Genomic DNA, 22,996 nt, shown 5'->3' on the forward strand with positions numbered 1-22,996 from the left:
CCCGGGGTGGTTGCTACCTTCGCTCTGCATTCGTATCCTCCCTGCATGCTCCATATCGTTCGACAACACGCGCAATCTCTCGGGATCAAGATTATACTGGGCATCATCGTCGCCGTTTTCGTCTTCTGGGGGGTCGAAGGCGTCGTCAGCGGCGTCAACTCGCAGGCGACAGTGGCTGTGATCGATGGGGCTCCCATCGAGATCAATACCGTGGCTCGTGCCGAGTTCAATCTTCGCCAGGCTTACGAGCGGAACTTCGGGGATCAGCTGACGCCCGAGATCATGACCCAGCTGGACTTACCCGCCCGCGCGCTCGAGGGACTGGTCGAGCGACGACTACTTGCTCTGGAAGCGGATAATCTGGGACTTGAAATCAGCGATCGGGAGGTCAGCGATCGCGTGCGCGCAAGTACGGCCTTCTTTTCGAATGGACGTTTCGACAAGGAAACCTACGTTCGCTCACTTCGCTTTTCCCAGCTCACGCCCGCTGAATACGAATCTTCGGTTCGGGAGGACCTCGCGATCGCCCGACTTCAGGGGTTGATTGCCGATGAGGTCGAAGTCTCCGAGAGCGAGGCTCGAGCCGAGGTGACAGCGCAGGAAGAAAAACGAACTCTTCAGTACGCCAGTTTCCGCCAGGCAGACTTTCAGGAAGCCGTCGTGGTTGAGGATGGCGCGCTCTCCGCTTGGTACACGGAAAATGAAGACAGCTTCGAGGAGCCCGAGAAAGTTGTTGTGGCGATGCTGGTCTATCGCGGCGGTGATTTCGAAGAGGGCATCGTCCTCGAGGAAGACGATATCGTTGCCGAGTATGAAGCCGGCCGGGAAACGACCTTCCAACAGGAAAATGAAATCAGTGCGCGCCACATTCTGAAACGGATCAATCCTGAAGCAACGGAAGAAGAGAAGCAGGCGGTTCGTGCTTCGATAGAGGCGTTGGCGGCTTCCCTGGCCTCGGGCGCAGATTTCGCAGAACTCGCGACCGCGGAATCGGAAGACCCGGGCTCGGCCGCTCGGGGCGGCTCGCTGGGCTTCTTCGGCAAGGGGCGGATGGTGCCCGAATTTGAAGCGGCGGCCTTTGCGACAGAGCCCGGTACCGTGAGCGAAATTGTGGAGACACCCTTTGGTTTGCACCTGATTCAGGTGGACGAGGTGCGCGAAGAGCGTGCCCTGACCCTCGAAGAGGTTCGTGCGGATATCGAGTCGAACCTCCGTCAGACGAAAGCTGGCGAGAGGGCCGCAGAAGCGGCGAAAAGTGACCGAGAGGCCGTCAGTGGGGGGCAGGCATTGACGGAAACTGCGACGGCCCGTGGAATGGAAGTCGAGACACCGGCTCCCTTTGCAAGGTCCGGAGGCGTAGCGGGTGTCGGCCGATCCTTTCCGCTGATGAACGCAATTTTCTCCATCGAGCCCGGTGAAGTAACGGAAGTTTTCGAAGTTTCGGGGGATCATGTGCTTGCGGTCCTGCAGGAGAAGATCCCGGAGCGAATTCCCGATTTTGAGGAAGTTCGGGCTGCCGCGGAGCGGGCCTATCGCGATGCTGAAGCGAGTGCTCTGGCGCTGGCCGCTGCCAACGAATTCATGGCCAAGGTTCAGGCCGGCGAAGATTTCGCCGCTGTGGCGAATGCCGGCGGCCAGAGGCTGAATGACTCACTTCCTTTCTCGCGGCAGGAACAATTCATCCAGCCTCTCGGCGGCAACCGCAAGATGAGGGACGCGGCGTTTGCTCTTGGCGCGAACGAATCTCTGCTGGAGGAGCCCTTCGTGATTGCGGGTGACGTTTATATCGCGTCGGTCAGCAATCGTGAAGTCCCAGAGGGCAGTGATCTGGAAGAGAAGGTCTCCGATATCCGAGCGCAGATGACGCAAAGTCGCCGCGAAGAAGTCTTCCAGCGATACGTCGAGGAACTTCGCGCGGCAGCAGTTGTGGAAGTCTATTCGGAACGTCTCGACGCGCTCCGCGCACCCAGTTGAGGATGATCGAAGGTTTTCATCTGGGGGCCGCCGGAACCGCGGGGCAGGTTTGTCTGATGCATGGCTTCACCGGCTCGCCCTGGGATCTGATTCCCGTGGGGGAGAGCCTGGCGGCCGGCGGTTTCGAGGTCGATTGTCCGCGCCTTCCGGGTCATGGTTTTCCGGATCAAGCCGAGGATAACTGCTGGGAGGCCTGGCTGGCACGGGGTCAGTCGTGTCTCGATGCCGCGGTCGATCGTGCGGATGGGCGCCCGGTGATTGTCGCAGGGTTGTCGATGGGCGCCTTGCTTACGCTGCAGTTGGCCTACGCGAATGCCGGGCGGATTGACGCGATCGCCACGTTTGCTCCAGCGGTCGAGGTATCGACTTTCAATCGCTTTGGTATCTGGGTCCTGGGGAATCTTTCGCGGGTTGGCCTGGGGGCGCTGGAGATGCCGAAGGGAGCATCCGATGCTCAGGATCAGGCGTCCCAGGAGGAAAACCCTGGTTCAAACCCCTTTCCCTTCTCGGCGTATCGCTCTTTTGGCGAATTGCGAGTGCGGACTCGAGCGATTGCAGGTGAGGTTCGTACGCCGACCTTGATTTTGCATGGTGCGCTGGATGCGACTTGTCCCGTGGCGGGGTCCGCGTGGCTGGAGCAAGCTCTGGGTGCCACGGATGTGGAGCGCCATATTCTGCCTCGCAGTGGTCATGTCATTACTCGGGATCTGGAGGTGGCTGAGGTCGGCTCCCATTTACTGGATTTTCTCCGGACCCGTTTGAAGACGAACGCAGTCGAAGTCTGAACCAGGCGAGAGGTCTCAGCTGACGGCGCGCAGGAGTTCGGCGACCGAAGCAATCGGTGTGAGGGCAAGGCCGGGCGGGGGTTTGATTTGCTGGGCGACGGCTTGCGGTACGAGGGCTTGCTCAAAACCCAGTTTGGCGGCCTCGCGCAGGCGAGTTTCGGCGTGACGCACGGCACGGACTTCTCCGGCCAGACCAACTTCCCCGAAGACGACGGTATTTGCGGGAACTGCCTGATCCCGAGCGCTCGACATGATGGCCGCGAGGATGGCGAGGTCGGCGGCCGGTTCCTGAACCTTGAGCCCCCCGGCGACGCTGGCAAAGAGGTCATGTTCATAAAGCTTCAGGCCGGCTCGTTTGTCCGCGATTGCGGTCAGGACGGCGGTTCGGTTGCCATCGAGTCCCAGCGTTGTGCGGCGCGGCATGGCGAGGGAGGAATGGGCGGCCAGGGCCTGAATTTCGACAAGGAGCGGCCGGGTGCCCTCGATCGCGGGAAGCACTACGGAACCAGCGGCACCGCGGGGCCTCTCGGCGAGCAGGAGAGCAGACGGATTGTTCACATCGACAAGGCCGCGCTCTCCCATTTCGAAGACCCCGACTTCATTTGTGGGACCAAAGCGATTCTTTACGGCGCGGAGCAGACGAAGCCCGCCATCAGCATCGCCCTCGAAATAAAGAACCGTATCCACCACGTGCTCGAGAACACGCGGTCCGGCGATGGTCCCTTCCTTGGTGACATGCCCCACCAAAATTGTCGGGATGCTAGAGGCCTTCGCCCGGGTCACCAGAGTCGCGGCGCATTCTCTCACCTGTCCGACGCTGCCCGGCGCGGAGGTCAGTTCTCGTGAATGCACGGTCTGGATGGAGTCGATCAGCAGAATTTCAGGGGCGACACGATCGGCATGCAGCAGGATTTCTTCGACACAGGTCTCGGGCAAGAGGATGATATTCTCGTCAGCGCCAAGCCGGTCGCCGCGCAGTTTGACCTGCTCGGGAGATTCTTCTCCGGTGACATAGAGAGTTTTTTTACCGGCCTTGGCGAAACCGGAGAGAATCTGGAGTCCGATGGTGGACTTCCCGATACCGGGGTCGCCGCCTAAAAGGATCACCGAACCCGGAACGAGACCACCGCCGAGCACGCGGTCGAGCTCTTCGAGTTCGGTGCTGGTGCGCGCATGGCTTTCCGGAGTGACCTCGGAGAGCTTGATGGGCGCCGCGTTACGCGCAGCCCCGATAGCCAGAGAGGTTCGACTGCTTCCCGCGGCCTTGGTCGGAGGTAGAATGGTCTCCTCGACCACGCTTTCCCATGCCCCGCAATCCTTGCATCGGCCCACCCATTTGGGGTGCTGGCAGCCGCATTGCTGACATACAAAGCTGGATCGTGTTTTCGCCACTAGGGGTCTTCCAACCATATCTGCGCGAGAAGTACAGCTGATCCGGGTGCGGAAGGCGCTATTTGCCGTGACCTGACTCGAGACCTGCGCTACTTTGTTGGCACATGGATCTCTACAGCACCGCCAAACACATCGCCGATCCCTATCTGATTGATGAATCCCTCGATCTGAATCATCTTCCGATCGGGGCGCACGGCGTTATCGGGGACGGATACTCAGCGGCTCTGGTGCGGGTGGACGGGGCGATTGACTGGCTTTGCTGGCCTCGTTTTGACAGCCCCAGCCTGTTCTCGGCTCTGCTGGACCCGGAGCGTGGCGGGTATACAGCGATTACCCCCATAAAGCGGCCGTTCGAGAGCCTGCAGCGGTATGACCCCGACACGAATGTGCTGGAGACCCTGTTCAAGGTCCCCGGCCGCGGCGTGGCTCGATTGACGGATTTCATGCCATGGACAGATGATCCGCGCGCGTCGATCCATGAAGTGCATCGTCGGATCGAATGCCTGGAGGGGGAAGTCGAATTTTCGATCGTTTTTGATCCGCGCTTTGACTATGCGCGTGTGGCCCCCCTGATCGAGATTGCCGAGCACGGGGTGGTGGCCGAGAGCCCCAGTGGCGAGCGCGTGATCGCGGTGGTCGGGCAGGGTCCGCATTGGCAGCATCGCCCAAACGGTGGGGTAGAGGCGAAGGTCAAACTGCGAGCGGGTCAGCGAATCTGGATGATCATCTCCTGGGACGCGGCTGATCCCGAGCCGCCCGCGGCTTACCGCCCCTTCGATCTGCTGAGAACCACGCGTCTGCGGTGGCGACAATGGTCCTCCCAGTTGCAATACGATGGCCCGTTTCGTCATAACGTCGTGCGATCTGCCCTGACCATGAAACTGCTGACCTATGCGCCAACCGGTGGCATGGTCGCCGCGCCGACGACCTCGCTTCCCGAGTGGATTGGAGGTCGTCGAAATTGGGACTACCGCTACGCCTGGATTCGCGATGCGGCACTGGCGGTTCGCTCGAATAATCTGGTGGGTTGTCGGACCGAGGCACGGGACTTCTTTCACTTCATTCGAGATACGATTTCGACCGATAATGGCCTCGAAGTGATGTATGCGATCGATGGGAAGCGGGTGCCCGAGGAGGAGGAAATTCACCATTTGCGCGGGTATCGCCAGTCGGGCCCGGTGCGGATCGGCAACGGGGCCCGCGAGCAACTACAGATCGATTCGGCGGGCGCGCTCGTGGATGCCGCTCATCTCTACGAACATTTTGGCGGGACGCTCACCGTGCGAGCCTGGCGAAAGTTGCGCCGAATCGTGGAGGAGATGCGCCAGATTTGGCGAGAGCCAGATCACGGAATCTGGGAGCCGCGGGATGGCAAGCGGCAGAATACTCACTCCAAGTTGATGAGCTGGCTGGCTCTGGATCGAGGGGCGGGTATCGCGCGTGCTTTTGGCGATATGCCGCTGCATAATGCATGGCTGGAAGAAGCGCGGCTGGTGCATGCCGATATCTGTGCCAATGCGCTCGACAGCACGGGTAAGCATTTTGTCGCGGTCTATGGCGAAGACCGTGCGGACGCGACCCTGCTCCTTCTGGCGGGGCATGGATTTCTCCCTGAAGACCATCCCTTGATTCGCTCCACAGTCGATTTTGTTCGCCGAGAGTTGGCCACCGGTCCTTACCTGCACCGCTACCGGGCGGACGATGGCGTCGGGGGGGAAGAAGGTGCCTTTGTCCTCTGCGGATTCTGGTTGGCCGAGACTCTGGCGCTGCAGGGGCAACTCGATGATGCGCTGGAGGTTTTCACAGCGCATATCGATGCATCCAATCATCTTGGTTTGTTGGCCGAGGAGATCAACCCGTCGAGTGGCGAGCTTCTGGGGAACTTTCCCCAGGCCTTCAGCCACCTCGGTCTGATCAACGCAGCGATGCGATTGGATCAGGCCCTGCGTTTTCGTGATGAGGGCCTGCACTCGGTGCCCCATTTGATCGGTGGGACGCCCCGGCGCATCGGTTAGGTCCCTGGTCTCGTTTCGCTCGTGGCGTTACGCTTGTGGCGCGGCGGCCGGGCTTGCGGAGTTCTTTATGCGGCGCGGAGTCGGTACCGAATCGGCAGGCGTTTGATGCCCCCGACGAGATTGGAGTGCAGTCGGGAGGGTTCGCCGGCCAACTCGATTTCTTCGATCCGCGGAAGGAGATGCTTGAAGATCATCTCGAGCTCGAGCCGCGCGATATGGGCGCCTGCGCAGAAATGTTCTCCCACGCCAAAAGCGAGATGGTTGTTGGGAAACCGATCGATGCGGAACTTGTAGGGGTCCGCGAACAGATCTTCCTGGCGGTTCGCCGAGGGGAAAAAGATCGCGATATGGTCGCCCTGTTTGAATTTGGTCCCCTGAAGTTCGGTGTCGCAGGACGCGGTTCGTGCGAAATGAATGATCGGACTGGTCCAGCGCAGGATCTCCTCGAGCATCGGCTTCATCAGGTTATCCGGATCGCTTTGGAAGAGATGGAGCTGGTCCGGATTGTCGATCAGAGCCATGAGTCCGCGGCTGGTGCCATTGCGGGTGGTTTCATTGCCGGCGACCATGATGATCTGACACCAGGCGAGAATCTGAATCAGCTCGAGAGGCTTGCCGTCGACTTCGGCATTGCAGAAGAGGCTGATCAGATCGTCCTTGGGATCCTTCTTTCGTTTTTCGACGAGTCCGGTGAAGTAGGTGAACATTTCGACGAGCGCGCGGGTGGCCACCACGCTGGCGTCCTCTTCCCCCGAGTACTCCGGATCGTTGCTGCCGAGTTGCTGGTTGGTCCAATCGAAGATCAATTCCCAATCCGATTCGGGAACCCCCAACATCCAGGCGATGACGGCGATGGGGACCGGGGCCGAAACCCTGTCGACAAAATCAACTTCCGTATCACCACCCTGTTCGAGAAGGTCATCGACGATTTTGCCGCAGATCCGTTCGATATCGGGGTGGAGTTTCCGGACATTCCGTGGCGTGAACTTTTTGGCAATCAGCATTCGATGCTGAGCGTGCATGGGAGGATCCATTTCGATCAGGGTCGGCGGTCGATCGAAATCGAGATCGGTGGACTCCTCCATATTCCCGATGATCAGTCGGGGTCCGTTTTGCCAGATTTCCGGGGTTTTCCCGACCTGAGCGATCGCCTCATGGCGTGTGACGGCGTGGAAAGGAATGTCCCAGTCGAGAAACGGGTGAACTGGGGATTGGGCTCGAAGGATGTCCCATTCCCGCCAGGGGTACCCCAAGTTGCCGTAGGCATCGTCGCTGATGATCCGCTCGGCGGTGATTTCGCTTAACTCGCTCATTTGGCAGGCTCCCTTGCCGCGACCGGTTGGATGGTTGCGGATCCAGAAGGATATAAACGAACGATCGTTTGGGCAAGCCCGAAACGGCTGGATCAGGGCAGTTTTTCGACCGATTGGCGGCGAAATTGACCTGACGCGTCAAGCAGCTGTCGCGACCGCGGGTCGGCTCGGGAATCCCCACACAACTTCGCCCATGCCGGCGTTGCCTTTGCTCCCCTTGAGGATCGCAATCCCGGTCGGGTGGAAGGCTGCCGGCTCGGGGATTCCGAGGCGCTGGCGCACTTCGTCGAGCGGCAGCGGCAGGAGTTCTTCGTAGCGGACCTGAGGCAGGGTTTTGGCCAGAGTGCGCCCGCGACGCCAGGCCTGGAACAAATAGCGTCCCCAGGTCGCGGTCTTGAGGTTGGGTTGGACAAAGACTGAGGCCATCGCGATGAAGGCCATGCCCGGGTTGGGGAATTGCGAGACTGAAAAGGCGAGGTTCGCGGCTTCGCCGGCCTCGTCCATGCCGTAGCCGCTCAGAACGTGCCAGAGGTCGTGCTGATCGCGCAGGCGCTGGCCGAAAAATTCTCGATTGGGATCGATTTCCAAATCGTCCGGGCGATCCAGGCGCTCTCGCGCAATCTCGCCGGCCTCCATCAATCCCGCTGGGGTGATTCCGCCGCGTTGCATGAAGTCCGCATAGACCTGCCCGAAGGATCCTTCGGGCAGCCGCTGAAGGGCCTCCCGATCGGACAACGTCGCAAAAAGGTCGGGTCGATCCCGAAGCAGCTGCTGGCCACCGGAGGATTTGTAGAAGCGCTGGTAGGCTTTCTCGAAACTGGGCCCCGCGAGAGCATTGATGATCTCGATGATATCATCGGTTCTCTCGGGGTTTTCGATCACGCGCCGGATCACTCGAAAGGCTAAAGGCCAGTCTCTCTTGGGAATTTCGTAACGGGGGGGATCGTTTTTCATTTTATCACCTGATGCTTCGTCTCTGTTTTCGGGTCTTGCCGACGGGAGAACCTCTGCCGCAAAGCGATGCTGCTTGCCTAGGATTCGCTGGCCGGGATCTGGAGCACGAGGGCTTCCCGATCATCCAACCAAAAGTTTACCCCCACAATCAGGGTGATCACACCCCCGAGGAGTCCGATCGGTGAAAGTCCGGTGGTGAACAGTCCTAAAAGCGTTGCCAATGTAATTGTCATATTCATAACCTCCGATGCTCTGACCAATGCAGTTCCTGTGCCAACGAGTTCGGCGCCCCTGAGGGTTGGTAAATAAGGGCTTTCGCGCGGGGATCCCAAGCGGTCTGCCTAATCCGTTGTGCAGAACTGTATGTTTCCATTGGCAGCCATGCGGTTGGTGAATCTTGCCGGATCCCATGCGGTTGTGGGGATTTTGGGGTAGATTATCCCATGACCTTGTCCCACGATCTCGGCACCGAGCTTGCCGCTCTCGAGGATCAGGACCTGCGACGAATCCGCCGGACGGTGGGCGGATTGCAAGGTCCGTCGATCGAGTTGCATGGCCGACGCGTCCTCTGTCTGGCTTCGAATAATTATCTGGGGTTGGCGGGCGATCCGCGCGTGGTTGCGGGCGGTGTCGCGGCACTCGAGGCGGGCGGCGCGGGTGCAGGAGCTTCGCCCTTGATCAGTGGCCATATGCAGGCGCATGAAGCCTTCGAGATCGCTCTGGCTGATTGGCAGGGAACCGAAGCGGCTTTGGTCTTTGGTTCGGGCTACCACGCCAATATCGGCGTGATCGGAGCTCTGGTCGGAGCGGGAGACGTCGTTTTCAGCGATGAATTGAATCACGCCAGCTTGATTGATGGTTGCCGGTTGTCCAAGGCGCGGCGCGTGATCTACCGGCACCGCGATCTGGCGGACCTCGAGAGCAAGCTGCGCGAATCCCCGGGGCGAAGGCGCCTCATCGTTACAGACTCGGTATTCAGCATGGACGGAGATCTCGCGCCCCTGGAAGGGCTGGTTTCCCTCGCCCGACAATATGATGCTGAAATCCTGCTCGATGAGGCTCACGCGGTGGGCGTCTTTGGTGACGAGGGTGGGGGGTATGCGGATGCTCTCGGCCTCGGAGCCGAGGTCGCGATACGGATGGGAACTTTGGGCAAAGCGTTTGGCAGCTACGGCGCCTTCGTCTCGGGTTCCCGCGAGTTGATCGATTTGTTGGTGAATCGCGCGCGAGCCTACGTGTTTTCAACGGGTCTACCGCCTGCGACCGTGGGTTCGGCGGCAGCGGCCCTCGAAATCATTCGCAGCGAACCTGAAATCCGCGAACGGCTCTGGCGCAATGCTCGCCGACTGCATGCCGGATTGGCCGAACGAGGGTGCGCGATGCAACCCTTCGAGAGCCCGATTCTCCCCGTGGTCATCGGTAGTTCCGCCGACGTTCTGCATGTGGCGCAGCAGTCTCTTGCCGAGGGCGTTTTCGCGCCGGCGATTCGTCCGCCGACGGTCGCCGAAGGTACGGCACGGCTTCGCGTGACACCGATTGCCACGCATACCGAGGCTGAAATGGATGCCGCGGCGCATATTTTGAACGCCGCCAGAGAGCGTCGATGAAGGGCATCTTTCTGGTGACGGGCACCGATACCGGGTGCGGAAAGACTCACGTGAGTTGTGCCCTTCTAAATGCCTGGCGGAGGCAGGGGTACTCGGTCGCGGCCCGCAAGCCGGTGGAGAGTGGTTGCGCTGCCGACGGGGAGAATCTGGTGCCTTCCGATGCGGTCGCCCTCCGGATCGCGGCCGGCGCTACGGAATCACTCGAGACCGTCTGCGCGCTTCGACTGGAAGAGGCTCTCGCGCCCGGGATAGCGGCAGCGCGTGCGGGCACCACCCTCGATCTGGAGGAAATTGCCGCATCCTATCGCAAGCGTGCAGATGCCGTAGATGCTCTTTTGGTGGAGGGAGCCGGCGGATTATTGGTACCTCTGGCCGGAGACATTGATTGCGTCACTCTCGCTGGGTGGCTCGGCGCCCGCTTGATCGTGGTGGTGGGCGTTCGGCTGGGAGGCCTCAACCACGCCCTGCTTACCTTGCAGGCGGCCCGTGCTCGGGATTGTCCGGTCGAGGGCGTCGTCCTGAACCACCTGCAAGAAACACCTGATTCGGCGACAGTGACATTCCGCGAATCTTTCGCCACACTTGATCCTGCGCCTATACTGGCAGAGATTCCCTTCGCCGATGATGGCATTGAACTCCTGGAAAGGTACCTCAAATGATTCTTCTCGACCCTCGTAAATTGAACAAGAAATACGAAGATCCTCGATCGACCGAGGTCATGGAAAAAACGATCGATTTTTTCGAGAACAAAGGGAAGAAGAACCTGCTGAAGGACTACTACGGCCAAGGTTGGTATGATGATTTCATCACCTACGCCGGCAAGGAAGGCCTTTTTGCGACCATCAGCACGCCCAAGGGCTATGGTGCCGACGACTCTCGTTGGGACACTTGGCGCATCTGTGAGTTCGCCGAGATCCTGGGCTTCTATGGCCTTCAGTATTGGTACGTCTGGCAGGTCTCCGTTCTGGGCCTCGGTCCTATCTGGATGAGCGATAACGAGGAAGTCAAAGAGAAGACAGCGCGCTATCTCGAAGAAGGGGGGATCTTCGCCTTCGGTCTTTCCGAGAAAACGCATGGTGCGGACATCTACTCTACCGAAATGGCCCTCGAGATCGTGGACGAGGGACGCTACGTCGCCAACGGGCGGAAATACTATATCGGCAACGGCAACAAGGCTTCGATCGTTTCCACCTTCGGTCGACTCGGCGAGGACTATGTCTTTTTCGCAGCGGATCCGAAGCACGAAAATTACGAACTGGTCAAGAATGTCGTTGCCAGTCAGAACTATGTTTCTGAGTTTGCGCTGAACGATTACCCGGTGACCGAAGCGGATATTCTGCACAAGGGGCAGGACGCTTGGGATGCAGCCTTGAACACCGTGAATATCGGCAAGTTCAATCTGGGCTGGGCCTCCATCGGTATTTGCACCCACGCCTTCTACGAAGCGATCCAGCACTCAGCGAATCGGATCCTCTACGGGATGCCGGTGACGGATATGCCTCATGTCCGCAAGATGTTTGTGGATGGGTGGGTGCGCCTGATCTCGATGAAGCTTTTTGCATTGCGTGCGTCGGATTATCTCCGGGCGGCCTCACCCGAGGACCGCCGCTACCTTCTCTTTAATCCGATGACCAAAATGAAAGTGACCACCCAGGGTGAGGAGGTTGTGGACCTTGTCTGGGACGCAATTGCCGCCAAGGGATTTGAGCGAGACCAATATTTCTCGCAGGCAGCGATCGATATTCGAGCGCTTCCGAAGCTTGAAGGTACCGTGCATGTGAATATCGCCTTGTTGGTGAAGTTCATGCCCAATTACTTCTTCAATCCGGGCGAATTCCCCGAGGTTCCGCAGCAGAACGCGGCGGTGAACGACGATTTCCTCTTCGAGCAGGGCCCGACTCGGGGCCTCAGCGGCATTCAGTTCCACGACTATAATGAGGCGTTCGAACTTTTCGATACCCCGAACGTGCAGCTGTTCCGGCGCAAGATCGAAGTCTTCAAGGGAATGCTGCAGGATTGTCCGCCGACCAAAGAGCAAAGTCGCGATGTCGATTACCTTCTCGCTGGTGGCCAGATCTTTGCGCTGATTGTCTATGGCCAGTTGATCCTGGAAAACGCCAAGATCCACGGCCTCGGCGACGATCTCGTGGACGAAATGTTTGACGTATTCTGTCGCGACTTCTCTCGCTACGCGCTCGAACTACACGACAAGCCCGGAACCAACGATGACCAGATGGCGCGATGTCTTCAGATGCTGGAGAAACCGAAAGCCAACGATGCCCGCTACCAACGTGTCTGGGAAGAACACGTCCATCCCCTGAAGGATGGCTACGTCATGTCTGACTGACCGGGGAGGGGTTCACGGCGCGTAGGTCGGAGCCCGTGGGGCTTTGGAATACGCGCAAGCCGAACTCGGGTGCTGCGGCCAGCAGGTGATCGAAGATATCAGCTTGAATATCCTCGTATTGGGCCCAACGGTTGTCGTTCGTGAATACGTAGAGCTCGATGGGCAAGCCGGCGGCCGTCGGCTCGAGGTGTCGGACAAGGAACGTGAAGCCTAATTGGTGAATTTTGGGGTGAGCGTGGAGATAGGCTGCGCAGTACGCTCGAAAAACACCCACATTGGTTTGTCGACGGAAGTTGATCTCGGCACGGTCCTTGGTCGCACATTCGGAGTTCCATGTTTCGATCTCGGAGATTTTCTTGTCGAGGTAATCGCCCAAAAGAGAAAAGCGACGAAAATTCTCGAGCATTTCAGTGTCCACAAATCGAATCGAACTCATGTCGACATGAATCGACCGCTTGATGCGCCGACCGCCGGAATCGACCATGCCACGCCAGTTGACGACTGTTTTGGAAATCAGGTCGTAGGCAGGCACGTGTACCGTTGTTCGATCGAAATTCTGTACACGCACGGTCGTCAGCGTAATGCTGGTGACGTCACCATTGACCGGAGTTCCGTTGATTTCGATCCAATCGCCGACGCGCACCATATCATTCAGCGCGAGAACAATACCGGCGACCAGACCCAGGATCGTGTCCCGAAAGATCAAAACGACGACTGCGGTCAGGGCACCGAGACCGGACAGGAAGAAGATCGGGGTTCGGTTGAAGATGACGCTCAGGGCGCAAAGGATCGCGATCAGGGCGAGGAAGAGCTTGGAGGCTTGCTCGATGGTGTTCAGCGGCAGCGAGTTCATCTCGGGACGAAGCTGGAGCAGTCCCAGCACAAGTCCGACGATGGCATTGCAGAGTGTAAGCAGGATCCAGATGCCGTAGAGTTCGATGATCAGAAGAAGCGCGCCGTCGAAGCCGAGGACTTCCATGATCGGCATGGCGCCTGCCAGCAGCGCCAGAGGGGCGATATGGGCGAGGCGGTCAAGAACCTTCTCTTCCTGAAAGACGCGAGCCCAGTCTTTGCTCCATCGGCTGAGCAGCTTGACGAGAACGAGCGGGATGATCCGCGCGGTCAGCCGAAAGACGAGATTCGCGAGAACCGCGAGAGCAATCAGGCTGACAAGTGCCGATATGAATGCCGGCCATGGATCCGGAATGCCCAATGAGCCAAGCCAATCCGCAAAACTGGCATACGCCTGCGCAACATATTGCGAGCCTCCGGCTGACTGGAGCCGAGCGACGGTTGCCTGCTGGAACCCCGTGAAAGCTGCGGTGGGGCTGGGCAAGGGCGAAGGGGTCGGGGTCAATGCGATGGTGGCGATCGGCGACGCGACGGGTGCCAGGTTTGCGGCTTCGACCGCAGCGACCGCGGGCGCACTCATTTCATTGGGCATGAGAGCTTGTACAACGCCCGCCAGCCCGGGTCGAGTTCTCTCGGCCGGGCGGTTTGGCTCAGTCCGGATTTCGGATGCCCAGGACCTCCCTGAAGAATTTCAATTCGGCGCCGAGAACGGCACTGATCGATTCGGCGCGCCGAAAGCCATGGCCCTCGCCGGCCAAAGGCATATATTCGACGCGAATCCCCTTCGCCTTGAGTGCGGCGACCATTTCCTCGGCCTGATTGGGTGGGACGACCTTGTCCTCCAGGCCCTGAAAGAAGATTACCGGACAACCGAGTCGGTTGGTATGCGCGATAGGGGACCGTTCCCGGTAGACGGCCTCGCCCGCAGGCCAGGGTGCTACCAGCGAGTCCGTATACCTTGACTCGAATTTATGCGTGTCGCGCGCGAGTGCCGCCAGATCGCCGATGCCGTAATGGCTGGCACCGCAGGCGAAAGTCTCGGTGAAGGTGAGCGCGGCCAAAGTTGTATAGCCGCCGGCACTGCCGCCACTGATGGTCAGCCGGGAGGGATCGACCGATCCTCTTGCGGCGAGGAATTTGGCGGCGCTCTCGCAATCGTCGACATCATGGATGCCCCAATTTCCCTTCAGAGCATCCCTGTATGCACGCCCGTACCCGGTGCTTCCGCGATAATTGACATCGACGACGGCGAAACCTCGGGTCGTCCAGAATTGGATTCGGGGGTCGAAGTCGGGCCGCGCGGCTCCCGTCGGCCCGCCGTGCGATTTGACGCGAAGGGGAGGGAGTTCGCCGGGGGGCGCTTCGAAATCAGGGTTGCGGGGCGGATAGTAAAAAGCGAAGGCCACCTCGCCATCGCCGGTCGGGATCTCTACAGGTTCCGGGATCGAAACGAATTCAGGGTCGAGGATACGTGCGCCGGACTCGCGCAGGATTTCGATGCTTCCGTCTCCAAGATCGAGTTGTGCGAGAGCTGAGGGACCGCTGCTGCGACTTCCAATGAAGCTGGCGCGTCCTTCGCACACCCGAAGCCCGTCGAAGCCGCTGAATTCGGTCGTCAGAACTTGAAGCTCGCCGCTGGCGATCTGCAGTCGCGCGAGGTTCCAAAAACCATCCCTGCCAAAGGTGCAAATGATTTCCTCCGTACCGACGAAGGCATAGGTGCGCATTCCGAATACCCACTGCGGCAGTCCGAATTCGGCGTCCATCGCGCAGAGATTGCGCGGCCCGGACGGCTCCATTCGGTAGAGATTCCACCAGCCGGAGGCGTCGGAAACAAAATGAAGGATACCGTCGGGCGACCATTCTGGCTGAAATACCGATTGATTCGACCCACCCATGATTTGCTCGGGCTCGCCCGGGTGGCCGTCGGCGTCGAGGGTGACTTGCCAGAGCTCGGAATCATCCCAGGGCATATTGGGGTGATCCCACGCAATCCATGCCAGATTGCGGCCATCGGGCGAGATTCGCGGTGCCGCAACGAAGTCGCGTCCGGTGACGATCGGCACGATCTCGCTGCCATCGAGAGCAATCCGGACGATCTCGTTGGCGGGCTCGCCCTCGCGGGTATGGTCTTCCCGGACACAGAAAAGAAAGCGGTCGTCCGGCGAGAGGCTGATATCCGTCCAGGAAAATCGGCCTTCGGGTGTCAGGGGTACGCGCCCCTCGCCGTTCAGGTCCATCGTGTAGAGGCGTCGATCGCGATCCGACGAGTAGACGATTCGATGCTCGCTCGCCGCCAGCGCCCCGCCGCCATATTCATGGACCCTTGTGCGGACACTTCCGTCCGGTGCCAGCAGGTCCTGAACGAGTCCCTCTGACGAGCGGGCGAGGAGAGCGACGCGCCCCCCTTCGGTCGGTCGAGACTCGGTCCATAGAAGGGATTTCCGCAGCGGGTGAGGTGCGCCCAAGCCTACCTGATCGGCAAGCATGGCCTGCGATGAAAGAGGAGAGGTCCAGGCCCCGAAGGGAGCGATTTTTTTTGTTGGAGTCGTCATCGGATGACTTGGGTGGTACCTCCTGATCGATGGCAACGCACGAACTTGCCGGCAAGCCGGCTCCCCCTGAAATTCTGACCAATATACCTCGGCTCGTCACGGCCTATTTTACCCGGCGCCCCGATCCCGAGAATCCTGCCGAACAAGTGGTTTTCGGCACCTCGGGTCACCGAGGTTCAGCGCTGCACGGTGCTTTCAACGAGGACCATGTGCTCGCCATCACGCAGGCTCTCTGCGAGGTCCGAGCGGCCGACGGGGTCGATGGCCCACTCTTTGTCGGAATTGATACGCACGGGTTGTCCGAGCCGGCGCTCGTGACAACGGTCGAGGTTCTGGCCGGCAATGGTGTTTCGGTTGTCCTTGAGGAGGGACTGGGGGCCACACCGACACCCGTGATCTCACATGCCATTCTCTGCTGGAATCGTGGTCGGAGCGGCGGGTTTGCCGACGGAGTGGTTATCACGCCGTCGCATAACCCGCCTGAGGATGGAGGGTTCAAATACAACCCTCCGAACGGAGGGCCTGCGCCCAGCTCCGTTACGAGTCGGATTCAGGATCGCGCCAACGAGATTTTGTCGCAAGATCTCGCCGGGGTGCGACGTCTGCCCTGGAAGCAGGCCATGGCCTCGAGCGATGTCTGCGAGCGTGACCTGACCGGACCCTATATTGAGGACTTGCCGAGCATTCTGAATATGGAGGCAATCCGGGGCGCGGGTCTTCATCTGGGCGTGCACCCTCTCGGCGGTGCCGCGCTGGATACCTGGACCCGTCTTGCTGATCGCTTTGATTTGAATATCGAGATTGTGGATCGCCGGATCGATCCTAGTTTCTCGATGATGACGGTGGATCGTGACGGTAAAATTCGGATGGACTGCTCGTCCCCCTGGGCGATGGCGAGCCTGGTCGAGTTGCGGGATCGATTTGATATTGCGTTCGGCAATGATGGCGATGCGGATCGCCATGGGGTCGTTACCCGCGGATCTGGCCTGCTCGCACCGAACCCCTACCTCTCGGTCGCGATTCAATATTTATGCGAGACACGCACGGCTTGGTCGAAGGATGCCCGAATCGGCAAGACTCTGGTCTCGAGCAGCATGATTGATCGCGTAGCGGGATTGGTTGGTCGCTCGGTCGCCGAGGTCCCCGTCGGCTTCAAATGGTTTGTCGACGGATTGCTTTCTGGCGCGTATGCGTTTGGCGGGGAGGAGAGCGCAGGGGCCTCTTTCTTGCGTCTCGATGGAACCACCTGGACCACCGACAAGGATGGACCGCTTTTATGCCTGCTCGCGGCAGAAATCCTTGCCACCACAGGGCGCGACCCGGCCGAGCATTATGCCGCGCTGGAAGAGAGGTTCGGTAGCCCGGTCTACGATCGAATCAGCGCACCAGCTTCACCTGAGCTGAAAGCAGCCTTCAAATACCTCGACGCGGGCAGCGTCGTGCGGGACGAATTGGCGGGCGAGAAAATCGAGGCAAAGCTGACGGAGGCTCCGGCGAACGGCGCCTCCATCGGTGGCCTCAAGGTCGCGACCGAAAACGGTTGGTTTGCTGCTCGGCCATCCGGAACCGAGGCGATTTATAAAATCTATGCGGAGAGTTTCCGCGGGGCCGACCATCTCCAGCAGATTCAGCAGGATGCGCAGGAAATTGTGGATGCTGCGCTGGCGAGTTCCCTGAAGTAGATCGCCCGGCCGGGTGCGTCGCGCACCTCTCGACGCGAGCGATCAGGCGGCGGGTGCGTACCAGATGGGGGAGGTCCAGGCGCGTTCCTGCTGGACCTGGGCGACACTTCCGTCATCGCAAGCGGGTGGTCGCTGGCTGCCGGAGAGTTTCAGGCATTCCCACGCGGAGTAGCGGCAGCTGGGATTTTCCAGAATCCGGGCATAATAGACAGCCTCGATGGCCGGATCGAAATCGGGGTCTTGCCACACGGCACAGAGGCTTTCATGACCAGACCCTCGAGGCTGGCAAGTCTTGGGGTCGATATCTGCGTCGTTGGCGCCGCCAGCGATGTCGAAGATGGCTTGATGCGTTCGTCCCTCGGCATCCGCCCATCCTTTGATGATCTGAATTCTCTGCAGTAGCCCACCGGCGGAGTCTTCGGTTCCCGGATCGCGGAGTGCGGTGAGGAGAAACATTGGAGTCTTTCCCTCGGGCGGTTTTGAGAGTTCCGAACCCATCGGCACACCTGTTGCGTAGGCCCTCGAAATCATCCGCGGGTCGTCGCAGAGAGTTGAAGGAAACTCCCAGCCGGCAAAGAACCGCGGGCGGATGCGTGGGCCACTCGTGCCAAAAACTTCTCTCCGCCGCATCGAATCGAAAAGCGAGTCTCGCGAATTTTCTTCAGCCCAGATCCCGATCAGACCGCCGGGGTTGTTTGAGGTGTTGCCATCTTCGGTGTTGAGCGCTGCGCGTTGGGTAGCAGAGGCATCGGCTGAGCCAAGATGTCCGGCAAAGCTTTTCTCCTCGACAGAACCCGGCATTGCGTTGTGCGTGTCCGTGCTGGCCATGAATCCGAATTGAAAGGGGTTCAAGCCGAGCCGTCGTTTTTCCTTCAGCCCCTCTGTCAAGGCATACCGTGCATAGCTCAGTTTCGAGATGCAATCGGGGCCCAAGTGGGGCACCCAATCCGCGAACGACCCCTCGTAACATTCACTGGGTGCCCCCCAGCGCTTCAGCGGCAGGTCCTCGAACTTCTCAAACCCACAGAACTCATCTGGTCCGCCAAGGACAGAGGAGATTCCGTTGCGGCATTCCGAGTCGCCCTTATGTTGCATGACCTCGATAATCCGCTCGAGGCGCATCCGCAGCCGTACGCGCTCCCGTTGTTCCTCGCGGGAATTGGTGTCGGGATAGTCGACGGCGAACATACGCCCGTTACTGAGGTTGGAATTATGTGGGATCGCAAGAACGTCGCAATCCCCTTCCGCGTCCAGGCACTCGGAGCGGAGACGTTCCCAGAGTTCCCATTCACGTGTGACCTCCAGATAGCTGAGGGGATGTTCGGGCACATTGGCGTTTCGAAAAATGATATTCCGATGAAAATTCGAGCCCAGCCGATGCGAACTCCATTCGTATGCGGGGAACGTGACATGAGCGCATGAGGAGCTGGTGTCATTCCAGGCTTCGGCGATCGAGACGGTATCAGCCCAGGTCGAACGTGAGGCAGTGATGCAATCCTGATCCTTGTCGCCACAGAGCTCGCTGTCTCGCCAGACGATGGGGCTCATGATCCGCAAAAGCAGCTGCGGATGCCGGCCGCCAGAGTTGATGATTTCGCAGAAAGAGGAATTCTTTTTGGGGTGGTCCGGATCGACGCATATCGCACTTTCGCCCAAGAATTCCGCATGATCTGTGACCGCTGCGAAGTCGAGAAGGCGATCGATTTTTACCCCGCGTGTGCCTCGTCCCTCCCGGTCGAGCGGCGGTATGTGAATGGTTTCCCCAAACGCGTACCGATAGGCGTCGTCGGGACCCAGCCGTACATCGAAGCCGAAGGCATCACTTGATAACGCTGTATGGACGTGGAGATCGCCAAAAAAAGCTTGCCTCAGGGGCGTATGATGAGCACACCGGGAGTCGCCATGGGCGGTTCCCGAGATACCGATGAAAAAGATCAGGAGGCAAATTGTCTTCAAGCGATCTCCTCGGAGAAAAGGAGGCCCCCTTCCTTGCGGATCCGACATCCGCGTAGAGCTCGTTCGAGCTCCAGGAAATTCCGATGCCCGGGGAAATCTTTCAGCATGGTTTCGATAGAGATCCTGGCGGCGGGTGTGGCCACGCAGGCTTCGAGAACCGGCAGAAGTCGCTGCAGCATCCAGGATTGATAGGGAATAACCATTCTCTCTCCTGCGACGCCTCCCAGTTCGAAATCGTGAGTGAGGGCTCCCGAGCCGGTCTGGAATTTTTCGAATCCGGGCGTGACCGTAAAACTCTTCCCCGGTAATTCCTCGCCCGGGCGATGATCGTCGCTGGCTATAAACGAGGTGAGCGTTCGCAGGCTGCACTCCAGTGTGGGCCACATCTCTTCAAAAAATATTCCGAGCAGGGGTAGCAGCGTCTCGGGGACCTGATCGTCGGGCAGGATGAGACCCTCGTCGGAGGTCGCGGGCTCAGCCTGCAGTTCTCCATCCTCGCCCAGACGATAGATTTTTTGGTCGTAGGTTCGTGCACTGAGCGCATTGGTATGATTGGTGCGGTCGACCCAATCCGCGATGAAGGGGAAATGAGTCCGCAGGAAATAGCCCGGGACGGGATCCCGATACAGATGCGGATAGAGCGGTGCCATCAGCGCGAAATCCGCCAGAGTTGGCTGTCCGCCGAGGCAGAAATCATGTTCTGCGAAATGGTTGTCGAGAACCTCCAGGATGCGCACCATACTCAAATCCCAAGCGCCTTCGGTCTGGGGTGTCACGCCGAGCGCTTGAGCTCCGGCGTAGGTGCCTATGGGCCTGGTGCGCGCATGGGATAATCCGAAGAGGACTTCGAAGAGGTTTTCGCCCGCAGCGAGCCGCTCTCGTGCATTTTTGGTCTGGCTGTCACCGGAACCCCATTGCAAGGCATTGTAGCGCGCGTGATTGGCGCTGACGTCTGGCAGGGTGTGTCGCCAGCGTTCCCAGAATCCGAGCGGCAACATCCACTCATCCGCCAGAAGTTCGATGATCCAGACGGCAAGGCATTGTCGCGGGGATTTGATGGGGTCGGGGGCTACTGCCGGTGTGGGGTGTGCGCGCTCGATCTCATCAATGATTTCGCTGGAGTCCTGAAGGAAGGTTCCATCTGGTTTCTGGAGTTGTGGGACGGCCATGGTTCCGGTCGCCGGCAACAGGAGTCCGGCCAATAAATCGTTGGTGGCGAGGATATCCTCGAAGCCCTGCGGCAACCCACCGAGCCGCTCCTTCCATCGCATATAGGCGCGGACTTTCCCGGAAAAATAACTCAGTTCCCAGGAGAAGAGTCGATAACCATTTCCGTCCGTCATATGCCGTCCTCGGTGGCCAGGTGGATGTCGAGTCGAGAGGCTTCACCCGGCACGCCGATGCGCAGGGGGAATCCATAGAACCCGGTTCCACGATGCACGTAGAGTCGCGATCGCCCTCGCACGAACAAGCCATTATCGGGCCAGCGCGTTTTGGAAAGTACGGTCCAGTCGATTCCGAGACTGATCAAGCCAACTTGTCCGCCGTGCGTATGTCCGGAGAGGACGAGGTCAACATTATTTTCTGGAACATGGTCGAACGCGGCCGGATCGTGCAGCAGGAGAATGCGTGCGTGGCCGGCGCGGCGAGGGCAATTTTCGAGAAGTGCGGGGATTTGTTCGCTGCGAGATTTGCCGCGCCAGTCCGCTCCGACCAACTGTACGGGCCCCGCAGGCGTTTCCACGAGAGCTTCGGCATCATCAAGCAGACATACCCCGGCAGATTCGAGAGCCGAACGGACTTCGGCCGGCCATTCGTGATCGTGGTTGCCGAAAATGGCGAAGCATTGGCCGGGGAGGCGCCTCAAGGGCGCGAGAGAGCGTGCCAGTGCTCCCGGGCTTCCGGCCCCTTCCATGGTGAGGAGGTCGCCGGTGATCAACACCAGATCGGGGTCGAGATCGATCAATTTTTCGATCCGATCGCGCAGCCGATGAATGGGTTGCCATGGCCCCAGGTGCGGATCGGTGATCTGCACAACGCGGAGCACGCCTGTCTCTCTGGGCTTGGCAGATTTTAGCGAATTGCGGGTCGCCTCAGCGCGGTGGAGCTGGTTGGATTCTTCTCCTGCCAGAGAGAAAGTGACGATCTCCCATCGAGCGCCGCGGGATGTGGATACCGATGCGAGGGCGATCGCGGCCGGAATCAGATCCAGCCAAATCATCGACTGGCGCAGCTCGTCGGCACCGAGAAGAGCCAGCAGGAGTCGCAGCGGGAGCAGGACCAGGAGCCAGGGTACGGATAGTGCTCCTCCGGCCATGAACGCCATGCCGGGCATGCTGATCCCGCGGCGGAAGGCGGGAGTCCGGAGGCGCGGTCGTGCGAGGGCGATCATATGGGTTGCGGTAGCGGCGAGGCCCCAGGCGTAGATCAGAGAGGCCATCTCGGCGAGTCCGGGGGATAGAATGCCGTGAATTCGCGTGAAGACGATACAGGCGGCGGGCAGCGAAAGCACCAGCGTGATCAGCGAATAGATTCCATAGGGACGGCCCCGGGCGCGCAGTGCCACGAGCGGCACGGTCAGCATCACCGCGATTGTCGCAAAAATCAGGAAAGGTACGGGCATCTCGAATCTCCAGACAACCTTTGCGGACGGAATGCTGCAAGCACTGAGATAGGAATCAATCGGGCAGAGAAAAAGGCTCCAGACCGCAGAGCTCTTCGCTGATCTCCCACAACCGCCGGGCTGTTTCCGGATCCTTTGCGAAGGCCTTGGGTTTGCTGATCCGGCGATTGGCGAAGTAGAGGCCGGACGTGTCCGAGAGGGAATCTGCCATGGCGAGATGAAGCGAGGTTCGCGCACCTTTTGCGGGTGTTTTCAGAACGAACATGGCGACGGGACGAATCAGGTTGGCCAGCCAGCTGGTATTATTGGACCCCAGTCCGGTGCTGACACCCCCCGGATGCAGGCTGTTGGCTGTAACCCCGGTTCCTGCGATCCTCCGAGCCAACTCGCCGGTAAAGAGAATATTGCAGGCCTTGGAGGCTCCATAGGCAGAGATGCCGCTGAAATTTTCGAAAGGCTGCAGGTTTTCGACGTCGAAGCTGACGAATTTATGGGCATGAGAGGCGACGTTGACGATTCTTGCGGGGGCGGATGTCAGCAGGCGGGGCAGGAGGAGGCGGGTGAAAAGGAAATATCCCAAATGATTCACCCCGAAGGTCGACTCGATCCCGTCCTGCGTCTCTTGCCGGTCGAGCACAAAGACGCCGGCATTATTGATCAGGCAATCGATTCGAGGATAGCGCGTGAGGATTTCTTCGGCAGCACCGCGGATCGAAGCGAAAGAGGCAAAATCGCAGAGGATGATTTCTGCCGGCACCTCCGGGGCCTCGATCAGCAGCCGCTCCCGAGTCTCTTCAGCCTTGGCCGCATTACGGGCAACCAGAGTCACATGGGCTCCGGCTTTTGCGAGTCCAATCGCGGTCGCCTCGCCGATGCCTGATGTCGCGCCCGTCACAAGGCAGCGCTTTCCTTCCACGTTCCACTTCGAAGCCATCCTCTGA

At 59.6% G+C, this 22,996-nt stretch carries 17 protein-coding genes; 7 read left to right on the forward strand and 10 right to left on the reverse strand.

Annotated features, from left to right (window positions below):
- Positions 1–45 precede the first annotated feature (45 nt).
- Together P8K07_02895 and P8K07_02900 are read left to right on the forward strand one after the other, a co-directional pair.
- Complete coding sequence (locus P8K07_02895) at positions 46–1,974, forward strand: SurA N-terminal domain-containing protein (GenBank protein MDG1957466.1); 1,929 nt, start codon at positions 46–48, stop codon at positions 1,972–1,974.
- Between the two features lie 2 nt (positions 1,975–1,976).
- Positions 1,977–2,759, forward strand: coding sequence for an alpha/beta fold hydrolase (locus P8K07_02900; GenBank protein MDG1957467.1), 783 nt, complete (start codon positions 1,977–1,979; stop codon positions 2,757–2,759).
- Between the two features lie 15 nt (positions 2,760–2,774).
- On the opposite strand, the gene radA is transcribed toward P8K07_02900, so the two are convergent.
- Complete coding sequence (gene radA / locus P8K07_02905; GenBank protein ID MDG1957468.1) at positions 2,775–4,151, reverse strand: DNA repair protein RadA; 1,377 nt, start codon at positions 4,149–4,151, stop codon at positions 2,775–2,777.
- A gap of 104 nt (positions 4,152–4,255) precedes the next feature.
- On the opposite strand from radA, the gene P8K07_02910 reads away from it, so the two are divergent.
- Positions 4,256–6,166 carry a glycoside hydrolase family 15 protein gene (locus P8K07_02910; GenBank protein ID MDG1957469.1) on the forward strand — a complete coding sequence of 637 codons (1,911 nt, stop codon included), beginning with the start codon at positions 4,256–4,258 and terminating at the stop codon, positions 6,164–6,166.
- 65 nt (positions 6,167–6,231) lie between these two features.
- Here the strand turns inward: P8K07_02910 and P8K07_02915 are convergent, their stop codons facing one another.
- The 3 genes from P8K07_02915 to P8K07_02925 all read right to left on the reverse strand — a co-directional run bounded on the left by P8K07_02915 (position 6,232) and on the right by P8K07_02925 (position 8,666).
- Positions 6,232–7,479, reverse strand: coding sequence for a cytochrome P450 (locus P8K07_02915; GenBank protein ID MDG1957470.1), 1,248 nt, complete (start codon positions 7,477–7,479; stop codon positions 6,232–6,234).
- A gap of 138 nt (positions 7,480–7,617) precedes the next feature.
- Complete coding sequence (locus P8K07_02920; protein ID MDG1957471.1) at positions 7,618–8,433, reverse strand: Coq4 family protein; 816 nt, start codon at positions 8,431–8,433, stop codon at positions 7,618–7,620.
- 77 nt (positions 8,434–8,510) lie between these two features.
- A complete protein-coding gene (locus tag P8K07_02925; GenBank protein MDG1957472.1) occupies positions 8,511–8,666 on the reverse strand; it encodes a hypothetical protein in 156 nt (51 codons plus the stop codon).
- Positions 8,667–8,876: 210 nt separating this feature from the next.
- On the opposite strand from P8K07_02925, the gene bioF reads away from it, so the two are divergent.
- The 3 genes from bioF to P8K07_02940 are packed head-to-tail and all read left to right on the forward strand — an operon-like array spanning position 8,877 to position 12,387.
- Entirely contained in the window at positions 8,877–10,040 is a 1,164-nt protein-coding gene (gene bioF, locus P8K07_02930) for an 8-amino-7-oxononanoate synthase (GenBank protein MDG1957473.1), read from the forward strand.
- Positions 10,037–10,699 carry a dethiobiotin synthase gene (gene bioD / locus P8K07_02935; protein MDG1957474.1) on the forward strand — a complete coding sequence of 221 codons (663 nt, stop codon included), beginning with the start codon at positions 10,037–10,039 and terminating at the stop codon, positions 10,697–10,699. The genes bioF and bioD overlap by 4 nt, the downstream gene beginning before the upstream one ends.
- On the forward strand, positions 10,696–12,387 hold the full coding sequence (locus tag P8K07_02940) for an acyl-CoA/acyl-ACP dehydrogenase (protein ID MDG1957475.1): 1,692 nt from the start codon (positions 10,696–10,698) through the stop codon (positions 12,385–12,387). Before bioD ends, P8K07_02940 begins: the two co-directional genes overlap by 4 nt.
- On the opposite strand, the gene P8K07_02945 is transcribed toward P8K07_02940, so the two are convergent.
- Complete coding sequence (locus tag P8K07_02945) at positions 12,374–13,831, reverse strand: mechanosensitive ion channel (protein MDG1957476.1); 1,458 nt, start codon at positions 13,829–13,831, stop codon at positions 12,374–12,376. The genes P8K07_02940 and P8K07_02945 overlap by 14 nt on opposite strands.
- A 58-nt stretch (positions 13,832–13,889) precedes the next feature.
- Complete coding sequence (locus P8K07_02950; protein MDG1957477.1) at positions 13,890–15,794, reverse strand: S9 family peptidase; 1,905 nt, start codon at positions 15,792–15,794, stop codon at positions 13,890–13,892.
- Between the two features lie 29 nt (positions 15,795–15,823).
- Between P8K07_02950 and pgm the strand changes: the two genes are divergently transcribed.
- Positions 15,824–17,476 carry a phosphoglucomutase (alpha-D-glucose-1,6-bisphosphate-dependent) gene (gene pgm / locus P8K07_02955; GenBank protein MDG1957478.1) on the forward strand — a complete coding sequence of 551 codons (1,653 nt, stop codon included), beginning with the start codon at positions 15,824–15,826 and terminating at the stop codon, positions 17,474–17,476.
- 42 nt (positions 17,477–17,518) lie between these two features.
- On the opposite strand, the gene P8K07_02960 is transcribed toward pgm, so the two are convergent.
- From P8K07_02960 to P8K07_02975, 4 genes are read right to left on the reverse strand one after another with little or no spacing between them, the layout of a single operon-like run.
- Positions 17,519–19,432: a DUF3604 domain-containing protein gene (locus P8K07_02960; GenBank protein ID MDG1957479.1), complete on the reverse strand. Its 1,914-nt coding sequence runs from the start codon at positions 19,430–19,432 to the stop codon at positions 17,519–17,521.
- The gene (locus P8K07_02965; GenBank protein MDG1957480.1) at positions 19,429–20,775 is read right to left on the reverse strand and encodes a glutathione S-transferase family protein; all 1,347 of its coding nucleotides are present in this window, start codon (positions 20,773–20,775) and stop codon (positions 19,429–19,431) included. Before P8K07_02965 ends, P8K07_02960 begins: the two co-directional genes overlap by 4 nt.
- On the reverse strand, positions 20,772–22,055 hold the full coding sequence (locus P8K07_02970) for a metallophosphoesterase (protein ID MDG1957481.1): 1,284 nt from the start codon (positions 22,053–22,055) through the stop codon (positions 20,772–20,774). The genes P8K07_02965 and P8K07_02970 overlap by 4 nt, the downstream gene beginning before the upstream one ends.
- Positions 22,056–22,110: 55 nt before the next feature.
- The gene (locus tag P8K07_02975) at positions 22,111–22,989 is read right to left on the reverse strand and encodes an SDR family oxidoreductase (protein MDG1957482.1); all 879 of its coding nucleotides are present in this window, start codon (positions 22,987–22,989) and stop codon (positions 22,111–22,113) included.
- Positions 22,990–22,996: the final 7 nt, after the last annotated feature.

This window comes from Candidatus Binatia bacterium (genome assembly GCA_029248525.1).
GTDB lineage: Bacteria > Desulfobacterota > Binatia > UBA12015 > UBA12015 > UBA12015.

Bases quoted from the DNA above. Each gene is read 5' to 3' on its own strand.
- P8K07_02895 (MDG1957466.1), top strand. From the start codon at position 46: ATGCTCCATATCGTTCGACAACACGCGCAATCTCTCGGGATCAAGATT.
- P8K07_02900 (MDG1957467.1), top strand. From the start codon at position 1,977: ATGATCGAAGGTTTTCATCTGGGGGCCGCCGGAACCGCGGGGCAGGTT.
- P8K07_02910 (MDG1957469.1), top strand. From the start codon at position 4,256: ATGGATCTCTACAGCACCGCCAAACACATCGCCGATCCCTATCTGATT.
- P8K07_02915 (MDG1957470.1), bottom strand. From the start codon at position 7,479: ATGAGCGAGTTAAGCGAAATCACCGCCGAGCGGATCATCAGCGACGAT.
- P8K07_02920 (MDG1957471.1), bottom strand. From the start codon at position 8,433: ATGAAAAACGATCCCCCCCGTTACGAAATTCCCAAGAGAGACTGGCCT.
- P8K07_02925 (MDG1957472.1), bottom strand. From the start codon at position 8,666: ATGACAATTACATTGGCAACGCTTTTAGGACTGTTCACCACCGGACTT.
- bioF (MDG1957473.1), top strand. From the start codon at position 8,877: ATGACCTTGTCCCACGATCTCGGCACCGAGCTTGCCGCTCTCGAGGAT.
- bioD (MDG1957474.1), top strand. From the start codon at position 10,037: ATGAAGGGCATCTTTCTGGTGACGGGCACCGATACCGGGTGCGGAAAG.
- P8K07_02940 (MDG1957475.1), top strand. From the start codon at position 10,696: ATGATTCTTCTCGACCCTCGTAAATTGAACAAGAAATACGAAGATCCT.
- P8K07_02945 (MDG1957476.1), bottom strand. From the start codon at position 13,831: ATGCCCAATGAAATGAGTGCGCCCGCGGTCGCTGCGGTCGAAGCCGCA.
- P8K07_02950 (MDG1957477.1), bottom strand. From the start codon at position 15,794: ATGACGACTCCAACAAAAAAAATCGCTCCCTTCGGGGCCTGGACCTCT.
- pgm (MDG1957478.1), top strand. From the start codon at position 15,824: ATGGCAACGCACGAACTTGCCGGCAAGCCGGCTCCCCCTGAAATTCTG.
- P8K07_02965 (MDG1957480.1), bottom strand. From the start codon at position 20,775: ATGACGGACGGAAATGGTTATCGACTCTTCTCCTGGGAACTGAGTTAT.
- P8K07_02970 (MDG1957481.1), bottom strand. From the start codon at position 22,055: ATGCCCGTACCTTTCCTGATTTTTGCGACAATCGCGGTGATGCTGACC.
- P8K07_02975 (MDG1957482.1), bottom strand. From the start codon at position 22,989: ATGGCTTCGAAGTGGAACGTGGAAGGAAAGCGCTGCCTTGTGACGGGC.